Raw genomic sequence first — 16,420 nt, 5'->3', positions numbered from 1 at the left:
ATTCAGCCGTTCTGTTTCGCTATAGTACACCTAGCAAAGTAGACTGAAAGTATAAGCGATCATGCTGTCTAATACTGATATGAATCAATTGAAAAGATTAAGTTTTGTCGTGACACTGAGTTGTTTATGTTCACCTTTTGTCTTTGCAGAATCAATAGGCTGCTCCAATACTGGAGCTGAGCTTAAAATCTGCTCAAAAACATTTAGTGAATCAAGAAAAGAACTCAATAATAAATATCTTTCTGCATATTTAGTTACTGATGCCCCCTTACAGCTTTTACAGGATACACAAAAGTTATGGTCTAAACATACTCAGCAATGCAAGAGTAATACATGTATTCAACAACAGTTTGATTTACGTACTGATGACTTAAATTTTTATGCCTCGCTTAAGCAAACGCTTACCCAGCATTATCTTAAGTTTGAAAATGGACATATAGCAGCTCAGCCTGTACACATTCAAGTCCATCAGCTCGCGAAAGATAAAATTAAGATTGAAGGGATAGCATACCGCAATCCAAATAATCGCAAAGAAACGCAAATGGTCTCATTGATGGCCTATAGTTCGCCTGAACAAAAAAGTGAAATTTTAGACAATGAGCACAACTGTAAATACCAGTTTAATTTTCAAAAAGCTTTACTTAATGTGAAAACCCAGCAAAAAGGCTGTGAACGTTTTAGCGGAATCTACCGCTTATATGACTAATGCTTTAAATAAAAGCCAGTGTTTGAACACTGGCTTTTTACTTTCTACGCTGGATATTTTTGCGCAATATCCTGACCGACTAAAACTGCCGTTGCCGCAGACAAAGTCCAACCTAAATGCCCATGCCCTGTATTATAAAAAACACGAGGTTGTTTAGATTGCTTAACAACAGGCAGCATATTTGGCATCATTGGTCTTAACCCTGCCCAAGGCACCACATGCTCAGTTGAAATATCAAAGTTACGATTAACCCAATTCACTAATGGTTGAATACGATCGGCCCGTATGTCGCGGTTATAGCCATTAAACTCAGCAGTCCCTGCCACACGCAGTCGATCTTTACCTAAACGAGAAGTCACAATTTTTGCACTTTCATCTAGCAAACTCACCCAAGGAGCATTCTTCACACTGTGCTCATCTTTTAATTGCACGGTAATTGAATAACCTTTTACTGGATACACATTTACTCGCTCACCAATCATATCGGCAAGTTGATAGCTCCCTACACCACCACAAACAACAAGTACATCACCTTCAAGCTGAATGTTATCGGACTCAACCAGATAAGGATGCTCAGCACTTGGTTGACAAGTTACAACTACTTTGTCTGCGCTGCACTTAATATCCATAACTTCTAGGCCGAACTTATATTGAACGCCATATTCTTTAGTCTTCTCAGCCAAAGAGGTTGAATATTTATGAATATCACCCGTCGCATCACTTGGTGTGTAATAGCCACCGAAATAGTCACCCGTCAAAGATGGTTCTATTGTTTTCATTTCATCAGGTGAAACCGAATAGCGTTCCAATGTACCTTTGTTCAATACGTTATTAACTTGTTTAGCAATCTCGTAGTCAGCCTTACTGTGATACATATGGAGGATTCCACGTTTCTCCAAATCAAACTCAAGCTGCTCTTTTTCAGCAACTTCAAACAAACGCTTACGAGCCAGCAATGCCAAACGCACCGTCTCAATCGTATTCGCTTCATAGTTTTTAATATGTGATAGAAATTCAACTAACCAACTATATTTATGCAAACTAAATGAAGGGTTCAACAGTAGAGGAGCATCTTTTTGTCTCATCCATTTAAAGCCTTTAATGACGGTGGCTTTTTGGTTCCATACTTCGGCGTTACAAGCCGATAATTGCCCTCCATTGGCAAATGATGTTTCCATTGCAGGATATAAATGTCGATCAATCACTGTGACTTGATAACCCAGTTGCGATAATTCATAAGCAGAGGTAACCCCTGTGATTCCCGCACCTATCACAATAACATGTGGCATAACAGACTCCTCAGAAATGTAAGAACATTTCATCAGTACAGCCCATCTGTCATTGGTACCTGAGAGTTTCGACCCCAACGTTACCTTTTAACGTTTAGATCTTCCCCTTCGGTGAGTTTATAATTTATAAGTTATTGTTTTCCATTCTTATAAATCTAAGCTTCTCTCCAGATTTTTTAATTATTACAGTCCTTTTGCCTGAGAGTTTCCGGGCTTGTTGCTCCTTCGGCGGGTTCTTAATGAACCTCTCTCCCGCAATAATTTTGTATTTATATAAGCAATGTATCTGCCACATTGAAAAAAACGCATTCTTTTCTTGTAAACTTTTGTATAAGCAATCTTAAAATTATAAAATACTGATTTAATTAGAAAATAAAAAAGGTGAATTTTTATAAATCCACCTTTTACACTTAAATTAGAGTTTACCGTTAAGCACTTGGTCTGAAACCGTACCCTTCCATTGCTCACGCAAGGTTGGTAAGTAGAATTTTTCACCAATAGTGACCAGCTCAGCATCAATCAATGCATGAACTTCGTGCATAAAAATATAATCCAAAGCAACTAAAGAAAGCTGATGATTTTTTTGCGCTGTTTTCTTACGTTTCGCTTGAGCTTGTTTCACTAGCTCATTTGCAAAGTTTTTATCTTTATAAGCAGTAATTGCATTTAAACGAAGCTCAATAACACCCCATCCCGCTAATAGCTTTTTAAAAACTTCAAAATCTTTTGAGGTTGATTCCCACGTTACGTTTTCTAGATCATTATCTTCAGGTAAAACTGGTAATAATAAATCCGCCGTACTTGGGAAAATCTTTTTAAGATTTAACAGAAACTTAACCGGCTGATCACTAGGATAATCATTAAATTGCACGTGTTGTTGGGTATCTGTTAAATAAATAGAGAGCATTCAAAAATCCTTAACTAAGCAGCTGTTTTTAATAATTTTATCTCTAACTTTGCGAAATAAATGCAAAACAAAAAACAATATAAAAACAGGACAAGGTGGGCATTTTAACAATTATGACGGCTTATTCAACGTCAATTCGCCATTAATTAGTGAAAGTTTCAGTCTTTGTGATAAAAAGCTCTCCGAAGAGAGCTTAAATTTAAATAGAGTATCAAAAAACCGTTGTAATTCTTGATTTCGATTAACCTTGATATGGATCAACTTTATAATTTGGTTGATCTACAAGCAATTCAATAAAAGACGGAATAGATGTAGTGTTAAGTAAATAAGGATTAAACTCATCAACATGATGATGATGAAAGAACTCTTTTATTTTCGTGTTAATGGGAGCAAATTTCATACTCCAATGTTTAAATAGCCGTTGTTCGGATGGTTCTGAAAAGATGATTTCACAGTTCTGGTGTCTCGAATCTTTTAAAATTAATTTATAAAATAGCGATTCGACCTGTTCTTTCTCACCTTCCAAATACTGCAAGAAGTATCCATTACCATAGTAAAGTACTCCTGTAATATCATTATGTGAATTGAATTTGACAGCTTCTGTGAGAATATCAATTAAATCTTGTTTTATTTGACTATGTTCACTATTGGTTTTACTTGCATACATAAAGCCTATTAAACTCATAGCGATACTCGAAGATAGATTTTAATATCCATTCTGACATCTCCCCCCTCTTCTTACAATGTAACCTATTTAAAACCTTGTATTTCAAAAGTAAAGATTATTTTCTTTTTGAAAGTGACAAACTTTAACAACCCGAAATCTTTTGTAAATTAATGCCAACCTAACAAGTTAATTAGACACTATTAATTTTAGTACAATTGAAAATTATCTTTAATGTATGGATGTCTAATGGAGAATCATGAAATTATTCTTCAAGACGAACATCATAAACAGTTTAAGATTATTAAAGTCCAAGATGTTCGTTTTGATAAGAATACGCTTAACAATAGCTACCAATGGTTATGGATATTTGATCATAGTTCAGAGTTTTTTCCATTTGAGTTATGGGATCAGCTTGATAATGCAACCATTCATCAAAAGATCAAACTTGGCAATCAAGTTTTCAAGATTATCAAGATTCTGACGAAGAAAACGAAAGCTAGGCCCTCATGAAAGATAAGTACTTAACCAAGTTAAAATCACTGAAACCAATGCTTTCGGCTGTTCAATCGGAATCATATGACCCGTATTTTTAATTATCTCAAGCTTTGCATGGGGTAACTGATCCAATAATTCTATAACTTCTTCCTTAGAGCGCAGTTGGTCATCAGCGCCAGAAATAATTAAAGTTGGGCATGTGATTTTGCTCATATCATAAGAGCTTCTATCTAACATAGATTGTTTGACGAACTCTTCATAACCCAAAGTTTTCCCCATTTCTTGGATTCTTTTTACAAGAGCGCGATTATGCACGTTTGATGGATGAAGTGTTTTTTCAATCGATATTGAGCTTAGCCCATGAAAAGTTTTCTCAGAGTTAAATTTAATTGCAGTTAACTTTTGATTCTTCTGTTCTTCTGTATCCGAGCGTAGTGAAGACGCTATTAAAATAAGTGCCTTAACTTTTTCAGGAAATTGCTCCACTATAGATCTCGCAATGTATCCTCCAAGTGAGAATCCAATTAGTACAAAGCTTTGTGGCGCATGTTCAACAATATTCTGAGCAATTTCTTTGATTGTTTGCCCTTGTTTTAAAGTAGCTCTATATATATTCCACTCTTTAGGCATTTCATCTATGAGTTCATTCCAGAGAGATTCATCAAGCATATAACCAGGAATTAAAACAACTGAAATTGGCTTTTGATTCATAAGTTTTTTAATACCTTACTTGTAAATTATAACTAACAGCATTTTATGCTAATAAAAAATCTATAATTAGAATATTGAAGTAAAAAATAAAATCACTATATAAATTAAACAGAAATAACTGTGGAAGCACGCCAGACTAAAACATTCCCTTTTTATGCTTGAGAAGGAGGTACATATGAAAGTTAGAGCATCACGTACGTATTCCGCTTCAGCAAATAATTATTTTATTTCTAAGGAATATGATTGTACTGTTATTCCTGTAAAAGGAATGTGTTTTATAGACTCTGGTTTAACTGAGAGTGGAGTGATTGAACCAGTAGAGATTATTGAAGTAACTATAGAACCAGAATCTAACTCGTATCATGTTCTTTTAGCACGCGATATACATGAGTACGAAAAAGAAGAGCTAAAAATGAAGTTTGGAGCTATGAAATCTCATGGTTGGGAATACATAGACGGCTTACTTTGATAATTTCAAGATACAAGCTATAAGTTAGTCTCTACCTATAAAAGCCCTCAGATGAGGGCTTTTATATAAATATTAGCGCTTACATTGTTTTTAGTAATTACTTACTATTTGGCGAAACCATTTTTTCAGGTTTTACCACTTCATCAAATTGCTCTGCTGTGACCAAACCAAGCTCAACAGCAACCTGCTTCAAAGTTTTATTTTCTTTATACGCAGTCTTTGCAACTTTTGCAGAATTTTCATAGCCGATTACCGGATTTAAAGCTGTAACTAGCATTAGAGAATTATGCAAGAAGTGATCAATCTTATCGCGATTAGGCTCAATTCCCACCGCGCAGTGATCATTAAAACTATTACATGCATCACCAAGCAATTGAATAGACTGCAATAAGTTATAAGCAATTACTGGCATAAATACGTTTAATTCAAAGTTACCTGAAGCACCAGCTACGTTAATGGTCGTATCATTTCCAAGCACTTGCGCAACAACCATGGTCATTGCTTCACTTTGTGTTGGGTTTACTTTCCCAGGCATAATGCTTGAACCAGGCTCATTTTCTGGAATACGGATTTCACCAAAACCGCAACGTGGTCCACTTGCCAACCAACGAATATCATTCGCGATTTTGTTTAAGCTTACAGCCAAAGTTTTTAATGCACCTGATGCAAAAACAGCGGCGTCCCGTCCTGCTAGAGCTTCAAATTTATTGGGTGCAGTTACAAAAGGTAAACCTGTAAGTAGCGCAAGCTGAGCTGCTGCTTTTACTGCATAGTCAGGATGTGCATTTAATCCTGTACCTACCGCTGTGCCACCTAATGGCAACTCATATAAGCCACTCAAAGCTTGTTGTAGTCGAACCAATCCATGCTCAAGCTGCGATACGTAACCACTAAATTCTTGACCTAAGGTTAATGGAGTAGCATCTTGCAAATGGGTACGGCCAATTTTAACAATATCCTGAAACTCATCTGACTTTTTTTGCAAAGTCGCTTTGAGCTGCTCTACAGCAGGGATGAGTAATTCATTAATTTGCAAACTTGCTGCCACGTGAATGGCCGTTGGAAATGAGTCATTTGTTGATTGAGCACGATTAACGTGATCATTTGGATGTACTGGTTTTTGGGCACCTAAGGCTTGCCCTAATTTCTGGTTTGCAATATTGGCAATCACTTCATTACAGTTCATGTTACTTTGCGTACCAGAACCCGTCTGCCAGACCACTAAAGGAAATTGGGAATCCCACTTGCCATCAATGACCTCTTCAGCAGCACCCACAATATATTGACTCAAATCTTGTGGTAGTTGTTCAAGTTCAGCATTGGTTATTGCAGCAGCCTTTTTTACCAAACCCATCGCTCGAATCATGGCACGGGGTAATCGTTCCTGCCCGATTTTAAAGTTCTGTAAGCTGCGTTGAGTCTGTGCCCCCCACAATGCTTCATTTGGAACTTCAATCTCACCCATAGTGTCATGTTCAATTCGTGTTTGCATAGAAACCTCGGTTATCTCAATAAAGAACTCACGGGCTGAAGCAAGTGTTTGCTCTGGCTAGTTAATTTTGAATATCGTACTCAAGCATACCAGTATTGTAAATAAGAATCATTATCCTATCTTCCATTTAAAGTATTTTGATAAAAACGCCATTCATCTTCGATCATTTGTTTTAATGGGCGCTTCGGTGTCCATTGCAATAAGGTTTTTGCTTTCTCAATATTAGCCCCAACTTGATCTAACTCGACATGTTTATAAATTGCTGATTGTGTAGGAACTTCAGCTTTAGTAACTTGTGAAATTTCATCGAGTAATTGACGAATTGAATGAACTTGGTCATGTGCAATATTAAATGCTTCACAACAATGCGCTTGTTCACGCAGCCAATGTAAGCTCGCAATGACGGCTTCACATAAATCTAAAACATGTAAAAAACTACGTTCAGTCGTATGATCTGACGTTTCAGCTTGATCTTGTAATTCAATTAAATCACGTTGCATTGCCGCGACTTGCATCGCAAGCGGAACAATATTTTTAGGGAGCTGAGCGACATACTCTCCGAGTACTCCATGTTCAAATGCACCTACGATATTAGACAATCGTAAGATCGCAATTTTCCACTCATGGTCAATTTTATAAGTATCACGGATAATTTCTTCAATCATCTGTTGAGACTTAATATAGGGATTAGGATAAGCATAATTAAATTCTTCTGTTTCACTCAATTGCAAGCCAGATTTCCCATAAGCTGCAAGGCTAGACAGATGAATGAAGTGACGAACACCCGTACGTTGCATGGCACGAAGCAAGCTCATGATACAACTAACATTATCATTATAATATTCAAGAGGTTTAAGGTTAGATTCTTCAATTGATTTGAATCCGGCAGTATGAATAACTGCATCAATTGAATATTGCTCAAACACCTTATTTAGCGCTGGTGTATTACGTACATCAAGTTTGACAAATGGAACGTACATACCAGAAATAAACTCTAGCCGTTCCAAAGTTTGCAAGGTTGAATTAGCCAAATTATCGACGATTACCACCTCTTGCCCTTGAGCCATTAGACTCAACGCAATGTGTGAACCGATAAAGCCTAAACCACCTGTCACTAAAATCATTGTATACTTACCTTTCTCTTAATGTATCTACGCCCATTTAGACGTATGACCATAGTGAATTCTCAATGAGTACATTACTACTAATTACCTCTGCTCCTACTTCCATTCATGCTTGGCATGCGTTAGGACTTGCTCAGGCACTCAAAAGTAAAAATGAAGACTTCCGTGTATTCTTTTACCAAGATGGCGTGCAGGTTGCTAATGATTTTCAATGGGTTCCTGACGACCAGCGTAATTTAACGCATGAATGGCAAAAGCTTGCGATTCGTCTTCCTGTTTGTGTGAGTGCTGCCCTCGCTCGTGGTATTACAGATGCAGAAAATGCCAGTCGTCATCACCTTACTCATCACAACCTTGCCAAAGACTTTGAACTTGTCGGGTTAGGTGAACTTGCTGATGCAGTACAGTCAGCATCTCGTCTTATTCAATTTTAAGTTACTTTGTTTGCTTAGATTGTTGCTTTTAAAAGGTATATTGTGTGAAATCTGTACTCGTCATTTTAAGCCAAGCCAATTTAACCAGTCTTCAAATCAATGAAAGCCTTTCTGCTACTATGGTTTTAGCAACCTTTGGCTCACCAGTCAAAGTATTATTGAAAGATGCAGCTCTTAGTCTTTTGCAAAATGATTTGAGCTTTGATCAGTTTCGTCAGGCTTTCAAAGTGGCCTCAAATATGGTCGAAAGTTTTGAGTTCTATGACTTGAGCCCTATTCTGATTGAATGTAAAAATCAGCAGCATCCTCTTGTACAAAAAACCGAACAAGAAATTGAATTCGTTCAGTTGAATGCTGAGTTTATTCAATCTTTTGATCATGTTCTATATTGGTAGATTAAGGTGTAAGTTTAATGAATCCGTCAACACTTTATCTTGTGCAATCTTCTTACCATTCTACGCCGAAAATTATTGATGAATTACGCAATCTTTTTCAGGTAGGTGACCAAATTGTTTTTATGGGTGATGCAACTGCACACCTTTCTGCTGAAATGATTCAACCATTTGAATCTGTTTCATGTTTAAGCATCGAAAAAGATTTAATCGATACGGATACTTTAGCTCAGGTGAAGGTATTAGATTATGATCAATTTGCTGATCTGGTTTTAACGTTTAATCGCTGTATTTCTCTTAAATAATATATTTAGGCTGGTTTCATGAATTTAGAATTAGACCAAGATGGTCATTTGGTTGATTACACAATCTGGAATCCTGAAGTTGCGCAAGAACTTGCCAAATCGCTTGATCTTGAACTCACCGATTGGCATTTTGAAGTTTTAGCGGCTGTACGTCAGTTTTATCAGCAGTTTGGACACTCTCCAGCAACTCGTCCTCTCATTAAATTTTTAATGAAAACGGTCAGTCCAGAGATTAATAATGCGGTTTTACAGCAACAATTTAATACTGGTTTAGTGGCGCGTCATTTAAGTCGTTTAGCTGGAATCCCTAAACCAGCAAATTGTTTATAAAATTAAGTAAATTTTTTAGCAGCAGCGACGCATAAAATCGTTGCTGCTGTAACCACCAACATTGACCAACTTACTTGTTCGTGTAACAAGACCGCAGCAATACCTAATCCCATTAAAGGTTGTAAAAGTTGTAGTTGGCTAATCGCAGCAATTCCTCCTTGCGCAAGCCCTTTGTACCAAAAGAAGAAACCAATCAGCATACTAAATAAAGACACATAAATAAGACCTACTAAAGCTGATGTAGATATGTTCTGAAATGAAGCTGGCATATAGAAAATAGTCAGAAATAGCATAAAAGGTAGTGACAAAATAAGCGCCCAACAAATGACCTGCCATCCACCAATTTTTTTTGAAAGTACACCGCCTTCTGCATAGCCAAAGCCACAAAAAATGATCGCCATCAACATATAAAAGTCCCCTATCCCAAGTGAGGTATCACCAGAAATCAAAAACATATAAGCGAAGACAACCGCACTCCCTAAGACTGCAAATATCCAGAAAAATTGATTAGGTTTTTCGCCACCTCTCAACACAGCAAATATTGCCGTTGCAAGCGGCAAAAGACTAACAAATACAATTGAATGGGCTGCATTCATGTATTGGAGGGCAAGCGCTGTAAATAGAGGAAAACCTATCACCACGCCTAAAGAGACGATGGCAAGAGGCCACCAATCTTGCTTGGCTGGTTTCTTTTGTTTTAAAACCAAAATAAGAATAAGACCTAAAATACCTGCAATTGCCGCACGTGCCGCAGTTAGAAAACCCGGTTCGAACCCCATTACGGCTACGCGTGTTGCTGGTAGTGACCCAGCAAAAATAGCCACGCCAATAAAACCATTCACCCAGCCATTCATAAACCTATTCATAATTTTCTCCGTCACTATACGAAGAATTTAAGCTGTGCTAAGGTGAATAAACCAGATACAAAGCAGTACAATTCAAAAGAACTGTAATGCATTAATAACCAGTACAGTTCGGATTGTAAGCCAGTGAAACAGAACAAAACCAAAATTGAAATTGTCATTTCAGAGATTGAGCAACAAATAAAAAATCGGTCTTTAATGCCTGGAGCACGCTTACCATCTGTACGCAAATTAGCGAATGATCTTGGCTTTTCGGTTTCAACCGTCGTAGAAGCCTATGAAAGATTAATTGCTCTAGGCAAAATCGAATCAAGAACTGGGTCTGGTTTTTATATTGTTGGTCCGCTTGCCCCTCTTTCTTTAAGCGAATTAGGCCCTAAATTAGATCGCTCAGTCGACCCATTATGGATTTCACGTCAATCCTTGGAAGCAAAAGCAGATGTTTTTAAGCCTGGCTGCGGTTGGCTACCTGATGACTGGATGCCATTAGATAGTATTCGTAAAGCATTAAGGTCGGCTGCAAGAAGCCCAGATGATTGTTTGATGGGTTATTCAACGCCATTAGGATTACCCGCTCTACGTGACTTACTGGCAAGACGCGCTCAAGCAAAAGGTATCAATGCAAATCTTAATCAAGTGCTTTTAACAGACTCAGGAACTCAAGCAATTGATTTAGTATGCCGATTTTTATTAAAGCCCGATGATGTCGTTCTCATTGATGATCCTTGTTATTTTAACTTTCATGCATTACTTAAAGTTCATCAAGTCAAGGTTATTGGTGTTCCCTACACACCAACTGGCCCAGACTTAGAAGCATTTAAAGAAGCAATTGAAACTTATAATCCACGTCTTTATATCACCAACTCAGGAATTCATAATCCAACTGGCGCAGTACTTTCTCTTTCAACGGCGCATCAATTATTAAAACTTATTGAACAATCAAATTTGATTGTTGTTGAGGATGATATTTTCTCAGATTTTGAATATAGCCCTGCTCCTCGGCTTGCTGCTTTGGATAATCTTTCACGTGTAATCTTTATTGGAAGTTTTTCTAAAACGTTATCCGCATCTATTCGTTGTGGTTATGTTATTGCTAAACCAGAATGGATTGATCAGCTCACTGACCTGAAAATTGCCACAAGCTTTTCTCACAATGGTGTATCAGCTGAAGTTTTATTAAGTGCTTTAACAGATGGATCTTATCGTAAACATATAGAATTATTAAAGGTCCGATTAGCAAAAGCGATGCACGATACCATTACTCAGTTAGAACCAATGGGTATAAAACCATGGATTAAGCCTCAAGCTGGAATTTTTGTTTGGTGTCATTTGCCAAAGGGAGTTGAAGCTTCAGAAATTGCAAAATATTGTATTAATCATCAGGTTATTCTTGCGCCAGGAAATGCGTTTAGCCAAGCTTCCAATGCTGGTCAATTCATACGCTTTAATGTAACACAGTCAAATCATGACCATATCTATAAGACTCTAGCTGATGCAATTCAACAAGAGTCTTAGTTGGCAATAAGAGAAATTAAGCTTGTTTCTGTTTTTGCTGCATATATGCAAAATAACCCGGCCCAGCTGAAACCTGAACTTGTTTTGCATGTAAAGGTTCACGGCAAACCGAACATACCATGACTGGTTCAAATTTATGACCACAAGTTTTATGACGATATTCTAAAGGTTTGCCTAAACCTTGATCCATCCATTTATCTGCCCAATTCGCCATAGATAAAATAATTGGATAAAGTTCAAAACCTTTATCAGTCAATTTATATTCAAAGCGTTCCTGACGATCAAAATAAGGGGCTTTGACTAAAATTTCATATTCAACCAAACGCTTTAAACGATCCGAAAGGACATGACGAGTGACACCTAATGACTTTTGAAAATCGTCAAAACGGCGTATTCCCATAAAAGCATTACGTAAAATTAGCATCGTCCATCGATCGCCAATCACTGATAGCATACGAGCAACCGAACAAGGTTGATCACCGATGTCGTCCCATTTCATCTTTATGCGTTCCTCGATATTTCCTAGCCTAATGGCCCTATTGTTTATACCCTAAACCACTTAATACGATTTATGCAAGATTCATTCTTAAAATAACTTCTTATCAAGCTTAGGAACGAATTTTCATTATAAAAAATTAAAAGTTATTATTTAAAATTGCTTAATAAATATAATTCACTCAATTATATAATGAGTTATATTTATCATTACTGGTTATTAATTTGAAATAAATACGCCCTTCAATATATAACCCGCTTCCAATTTTGCACTTGCCGGAATTCGAACCAGACAATTGGCTTGCATTAAATTACTGAGCATATGTGATTGCTGTTTTGCCAAACTTTTAACTTTGAGTTGTCCATTGTCAAAATAGGCATGCATTCGTAGAAAACGCTCACGTGCATCTTCTTTTAAATTATGATCTAAAATCGCACTAAACCAATCTGGTCCTGCCGAGTTTCCCTGTAAAGTGTCAAGCAATGCTTTACCGTAAACCTGCATAGACACATAGACTGCAGCAGGATTACCGGGCAACCCAAGTAAATAACAGTGGTGATCAGATTCAGGCTGAGAATATTCAGCAAAAAAGAGTGGCTTACCCGGCTTTTGTTTTACTTTCCAAAAGATCTGTTCAAAACCAACTTCAAAAGCGCATGGCCGAACAAAATCATAGTCGCCTACAGAGACTCCACCTGTGGTTATGATGACATCATGTGTATCTTTTAATTGGTCGAAATATTGTGTGACCTGTGCTGCCTCATCTGCTACATGAGTGAGTTCAACATCTAAACCATAATCTTGAAACCAAGCTTTTAGCAATGGGCCATTCGCATCAAAGATTTTACCTTCAGCTAGATCTTCTGCTGTTTCGGCAACTTCATCACCTGTGATCAAAACAGCGACTTTCGGCGCACGATAGACTTCAACAGTTTGCACACCCGTCATACTTAAGGCAGCCAAACTTCCAATATTCAAAAATTGTCCAACTTGCGCAAGTAACTGCCCTTGCTGGATTTCTTCGCCAGTAAAACGAATATCAGCTTGAGGGCGTATATGCTCCGTTAAACAAATCTCTTGAGGTGAAACAACCGATACGATTTCTTGCCTCGCTACATGCGTTGTCCCTTCAGGAATTTTGCCGCCCGTAAATATACGAATTGCTTGACCTTCACTCAAAATGTCATGACTTTCGCTTCCAGCACGAATCTCGCCAGTAACCTGAAACTTTTGATTATTTAAATCTTCGGCATGACAACAAAGTGCATAGCCATCCACAGCACTTTGAGAAAAGCTTGGTAGGTTAATTTCTGAATAAATTTCTTTAGCAAGATACCTACTTAGGCTATTTTGAAGAGGTTGCTGAATTGAACCTAATTTTTTAGGTCGGTTACTCATCAGTTCAATTGCTTCATCTACGCTAATCAATCCACGTTCTGCACCACAACCAGTCATTACTCATAGCCTCCCGGATGTGGTAGATCACGGCAAACATCAAAAATATGGACTAAGGCAGGTAAAATAGCAGCCATTGATTCGCTTGCTCCACCACGGCTTCCCGGTAAAGTCACCACTAAAGAACGATCAATAAAACCAGCTACTCCACGCGACATTGCAGCGTATGGCGTGCGTTTTTGTCCAAATGAACGAGCAGCTTCCATTAAGCCATCTAGCTTTCGTTCTAAAAGTGGTTCTAGCGTATCAACCGTAATGTCACGCTTACCAATTCCTGTTCCACCAACCGTCATAATGCAAGCATATGATTTGCTCAACTCAAGCACTAAGTTTTTTAAAGTATCCGCTTCATCTGGTAAAATTTGGTAATGGATTGGATCGAATCCTGCTTCGGTTAAAGTTTCAACCACAGATTTTCCGGCAGTATCGGGCTTTCTACCCGCTGCTACGGTGTCTGACAACACAATAACCGCAGCCGAAACAGGCTGACGAAGAACTCGCTTAAAGTGTGATTTACCACCTTTTTTCTTAAGCAATTTACATTGGTCCATCCAGAGTTCTTCTGGTTCACAATGTGGTTTTAACATATCGTAAATGGTTAAACCTGCGAGACTGGCAGCCGTTAAGGCCTCCATCTCTACGCCAGTTGGACCAATGGTTTCAACTACAGCAACGATCTTTACAAAATCATGTTCTAGTTCATATTCAACATCTGCCCGATAAATCGGCAGTGGATGACATAAAGGAATCAGCTCATCAGTACGTTTTGCTGCCAAAATTCCTGCAACACGTGCAGTTTTTAATGCATCACCTTTTTCCGTATTCCCTTGTCTTAATAATTCAATACAGTGCGGTGGTGCATATAAAATAGCTTGTGCTTCAGCAACACGATAACTTTCCGGCTTCATTCCTACGTTTTTCATTATTTATCCTAGTCGAACTTATTTCAGTGTGAGTGTTCATGGCCGGCATGATGGTGATGCTTGTGTTCGTGCGGTGCATCCTTACGAATACAGCAGCCCTCTACATAATGACTCGTGCCATCTGTAAAGAACTCTTCTTTAAAAACAGGCACTTCATGTTTTACCCGCTCAACCGCTTCTTCGCATGCTTGAAAAGCTTCACGGCGGTGGGCTGCATAAGCAATTGCAATAATGGCTGTTTCACCGACATCTAGATGCCCAATCCGATGAACCACTCGCACATAAGATACCTGATACTTTTTCTCAATTTCCAGTTCAATTTCACGTATCATTTTTTCAGAAAGCGGTTTATACGAGGTATATTTCAGTGCTTTAACAGCTTTACCTTCATGATGATTACGAACCGTACCCATAAAAATATCAATTCCACCGCATTCAGGAAATGATTCAATAGGATCAAAGGTATCAAGGCTTAAAGCCTGCTCTTGTATACGTGCAAAATCTCGCATAGCTTAGCCTCCTGCAACTGGTGATAATAAAACCAAAGTACACGGTTCACTTAAGGCAAATTGTCTTGTTATGACATTATCGCCAATAGCGCATGCACATTTTTCCATAGCCTGTGTGCATTCCGGATGTAAAGTCACAATTTGATCTAAGATATCTTTCACTAAAATATTGGTAGGACAAACGATCGAAAGATTTTGGGGAAGCAATTTTTCAATTGCACCGAATGATTCGATTTTAATTTGGATAGATTGCTGCATTTATCCCCCAAGCATATGCATACTGATTTTACGGGTTTGTTGATGTTGTAAGGCATGAAAGCCTTTAGCTTTATGCCAAATATAAGGATGGACCAAATTCTTTAAATTTTGGATATACATATCGTATTCTGGTGTACGTTGTTTACTTACCAGCGTTTGAAGCTGTGGCTTAATATTTAAACCCTGCGGCGCAAAGAGACAGTTATAGAGTTCACCTTGTGCCGTTAGTCGTATACGGTCACATTGATGGCAAAATGAGTGAGTAATGGTAGAAATGATGCCTAGCGCGTAACTATTGTTAAGTAGATATTGACGCGCTGGCTCATGTTGCTGCTCAATCACTTGTACTGAATAATGTGGTTGCAACGCTTGTAGAATTTCAGCTTCACTTACCACATCTTTATTTGACCAGAGTGCATCACCATCAAGTGGCATGAATTCAATAAAACGTAGCGTAATATGATTGGCGATTGACCATTTCACCATAGGTAGGATTTGATCGTCATTTTTATTTTTCATTAACACGCAGTTAATTTTAAAAGGTAACCCTGCATCTTTTACAGCTTGAATACCCTCAAGAACTGGTTCTAACTTTTTCTTAGTGAGCTCTTTAAACTGAACAGGATCTAAGCTATCTAAACTAATATTTAAATCATCTAGACCAGCATCTTTTAATTGCTGAGCGTATTTTGCAAGATAATGTCCATTGGTGGTCATTGAAATACGCTTTAAACCTAATGCTTTTAAAGCTTGTAAATCGCGAACGAAATGAACAATACCTTGACGCATTAATGGTTCACCACCCGTAATACGGATGCTTTCAATACCTTGTTGCACCATAAAACTGCAAAACTGAAAGAGCGCTTCAAAACTAAGCAAATCTTGTTTATTTAGCCATTCAGGATGTTCAGGCATGCAATACACACACTTAAAATTACAGCGATCAGTTACTGAAATACGTAACTTTCGCTTGATACGCCCATATTGATCTTGCAAAAGCATTGGCGCAGTTTCAGAGTGATATTGTTTCATTATTTGCACTCATATCGAGAACAGTTCAAATATTGCAAGCACTCATTA

21 protein-coding genes and 1 riboswitch are annotated in these 16,420 nt (G+C 37.8%); of the genes, 8 read left to right on the top strand and 13 right to left on the bottom strand.

Annotated features, from left to right (window positions below; translation table 11 throughout):
- The first annotated feature begins 61 nt into the window (after window positions 1-61).
- A complete protein-coding gene (locus tag H7R46_RS07455; RefSeq protein WP_005068885.1) occupies window positions 62-706 on the top strand; it encodes a hypothetical protein in 645 nt (214 codons plus the stop codon).
- A 44-nt stretch (window positions 707-750) separates the two neighbouring features.
- Here the strand turns inward: H7R46_RS07455 and H7R46_RS07450 are convergent, their stop codons facing one another.
- From H7R46_RS07450 to H7R46_RS07440, 3 genes are all read right to left on the bottom strand, one after another.
- Window positions 751-1,995 carry a D-amino acid dehydrogenase gene (locus H7R46_RS07450; protein ID WP_005068883.1) on the bottom strand — a complete coding sequence of 415 codons (1,245 nt, stop codon included), beginning with the start codon at window positions 1,993-1,995 and terminating at the stop codon, window positions 751-753.
- 176 nt (window positions 1,996-2,171) lie between these two features.
- Window positions 2,172-2,260, bottom strand: a riboswitch (glycine riboswitch).
- 150 nt (window positions 2,261-2,410) lie between these two features.
- Entirely contained in the window at window positions 2,411-2,902 is a 492-nt protein-coding gene (locus H7R46_RS07445) for a hypothetical protein (protein WP_005068881.1), read from the bottom strand.
- Between the two features lie 241 nt (window positions 2,903-3,143).
- Window positions 3,144-3,587 carry a BLUF domain-containing protein gene (locus tag H7R46_RS07440; RefSeq protein ID WP_005068879.1) on the bottom strand — a complete coding sequence of 148 codons (444 nt, stop codon included), beginning with the start codon at window positions 3,585-3,587 and terminating at the stop codon, window positions 3,144-3,146.
- Between the two features lie 228 nt (window positions 3,588-3,815).
- Here H7R46_RS07440 and H7R46_RS07435 point away from each other — a divergent pair, with 228 nt between their 5' ends.
- On the top strand, window positions 3,816-4,079 hold the full coding sequence (locus H7R46_RS07435; RefSeq protein ID WP_005068877.1) for a hypothetical protein: 264 nt from the start codon (window positions 3,816-3,818) through the stop codon (window positions 4,077-4,079).
- Here H7R46_RS07435 and H7R46_RS07430 read toward each other — a convergent pair.
- Entirely contained in the window at window positions 4,074-4,775 is a 702-nt protein-coding gene (locus tag H7R46_RS07430) for an alpha/beta fold hydrolase (RefSeq protein WP_005068876.1), read from the bottom strand. The genes H7R46_RS07435 and H7R46_RS07430 overlap by 6 nt on opposite strands.
- A 175-nt stretch (window positions 4,776-4,950) precedes the next feature.
- On the opposite strand from H7R46_RS07430, the gene H7R46_RS07425 reads away from it, so the two are divergent.
- Window positions 4,951-5,244, top strand: a complete 294-nt coding sequence (locus H7R46_RS07425) for a hypothetical protein (RefSeq protein ID WP_005068874.1) — start codon at window positions 4,951-4,953, stop codon at window positions 5,242-5,244.
- A gap of 97 nt (window positions 5,245-5,341) precedes the next feature.
- Here H7R46_RS07425 and fumC read toward each other — a convergent pair whose 3' ends face one another.
- Both fumC and galE read right to left on the bottom strand, forming a co-directional pair.
- A complete protein-coding gene (gene fumC / locus H7R46_RS07420; RefSeq protein ID WP_005068873.1) occupies window positions 5,342-6,736 on the bottom strand; it encodes a class II fumarate hydratase in 1,395 nt (464 codons plus the stop codon).
- A gap of 116 nt (window positions 6,737-6,852) precedes the next feature.
- Window positions 6,853-7,860, bottom strand: a complete 1,008-nt coding sequence (gene galE, locus H7R46_RS07415) for a UDP-glucose 4-epimerase GalE (protein WP_005068872.1) — start codon at window positions 7,858-7,860, stop codon at window positions 6,853-6,855.
- A gap of 65 nt (window positions 7,861-7,925) precedes the next feature.
- On the opposite strand from galE, the gene tusD reads away from it, so the two are divergent.
- The 4 genes from tusD to H7R46_RS07395 are packed head-to-tail and all read left to right on the top strand — an operon-like array spanning window position 7,926 to window position 9,321.
- Entirely contained in the window at window positions 7,926-8,294 is a 369-nt protein-coding gene (gene tusD / locus H7R46_RS07410) for a sulfurtransferase complex subunit TusD (protein WP_002115623.1), read from the top strand.
- A gap of 44 nt (window positions 8,295-8,338) precedes the next feature.
- Complete coding sequence (locus H7R46_RS07405) at window positions 8,339-8,689, top strand: hypothetical protein (RefSeq protein WP_002115699.1); 351 nt, start codon at window positions 8,339-8,341, stop codon at window positions 8,687-8,689.
- Window positions 8,690-8,706: 17 nt separating this feature from the next.
- A complete protein-coding gene (locus tag H7R46_RS07400; RefSeq protein ID WP_005068868.1) occupies window positions 8,707-8,991 on the top strand; it encodes a hypothetical protein in 285 nt (94 codons plus the stop codon).
- An 18-nt stretch (window positions 8,992-9,009) separates the two neighbouring features.
- Window positions 9,010-9,321 (top strand): TusE/DsrC/DsvC family sulfur relay protein, encoded by a 312-nt coding sequence (locus H7R46_RS07395; protein WP_002115694.1) that lies wholly within the window; start codon window positions 9,010-9,012, stop codon window positions 9,319-9,321.
- Between the two features lie 2 nt (window positions 9,322-9,323).
- Here H7R46_RS07395 and H7R46_RS07390 read toward each other — a convergent pair whose 3' ends face one another.
- The gene (locus tag H7R46_RS07390) at window positions 9,324-10,187 is read right to left on the bottom strand and encodes a DMT family transporter (protein ID WP_005068864.1); all 864 of its coding nucleotides are present in this window, start codon (window positions 10,185-10,187) and stop codon (window positions 9,324-9,326) included.
- A 123-nt stretch (window positions 10,188-10,310) separates the two neighbouring features.
- Between H7R46_RS07390 and H7R46_RS07385 the strand changes: the two genes are divergently transcribed.
- The gene (locus tag H7R46_RS07385; RefSeq protein WP_005068861.1) at window positions 10,311-11,699 is read left to right on the top strand and encodes a PLP-dependent aminotransferase family protein; all 1,389 of its coding nucleotides are present in this window, start codon (window positions 10,311-10,313) and stop codon (window positions 11,697-11,699) included.
- 16 nt (window positions 11,700-11,715) lie between these two features.
- Here H7R46_RS07385 and H7R46_RS07380 read toward each other — a convergent pair whose 3' ends face one another.
- From H7R46_RS07380 to moaA, 6 genes are all read right to left on the bottom strand, one after another.
- Entirely contained in the window at window positions 11,716-12,198 is a 483-nt protein-coding gene (locus H7R46_RS07380; protein ID WP_005068860.1) for a winged helix-turn-helix transcriptional regulator, read from the bottom strand.
- Between the two features lie 216 nt (window positions 12,199-12,414).
- Window positions 12,415-13,650: a molybdopterin molybdotransferase MoeA gene (locus H7R46_RS07375; protein WP_005068857.1), complete on the bottom strand. Its 1,236-nt coding sequence runs from the start codon at window positions 13,648-13,650 to the stop codon at window positions 12,415-12,417.
- On the bottom strand, window positions 13,650-14,573 hold the full coding sequence (gene moaCB / locus H7R46_RS07370) for a bifunctional molybdenum cofactor biosynthesis protein MoaC/MoaB (protein ID WP_000799987.1): 924 nt from the start codon (window positions 14,571-14,573) through the stop codon (window positions 13,650-13,652). The genes H7R46_RS07375 and moaCB overlap by 1 nt, the downstream gene beginning before the upstream one ends.
- A 23-nt stretch (window positions 14,574-14,596) precedes the next feature.
- Window positions 14,597-15,082, bottom strand: a complete 486-nt coding sequence (locus tag H7R46_RS07365) for a molybdenum cofactor biosynthesis protein MoaE (protein ID WP_005068850.1) — start codon at window positions 15,080-15,082, stop codon at window positions 14,597-14,599.
- A 3-nt stretch (window positions 15,083-15,085) separates the two neighbouring features.
- Window positions 15,086-15,340 carry a MoaD/ThiS family protein gene (locus tag H7R46_RS07360; RefSeq protein WP_005068848.1) on the bottom strand — a complete coding sequence of 85 codons (255 nt, stop codon included), beginning with the start codon at window positions 15,338-15,340 and terminating at the stop codon, window positions 15,086-15,088.
- Window positions 15,341-16,381 (bottom strand): GTP 3',8-cyclase MoaA, encoded by a 1,041-nt coding sequence (gene moaA, locus H7R46_RS07355; RefSeq protein WP_080631082.1) that lies wholly within the window; start codon window positions 16,379-16,381, stop codon window positions 15,341-15,343.
- Between the last annotated feature and the right edge of the window lie 39 nt (window positions 16,382-16,420).

The organism is Acinetobacter sp. BEC1-S18-ESBL-01, from assembly GCF_014169935.1.
GTDB lineage: Bacteria > Pseudomonadota > Gammaproteobacteria > Pseudomonadales > Moraxellaceae > Acinetobacter > Acinetobacter pittii.
This window is presented reverse-complemented; position numbering and strand designations above follow the sequence as displayed.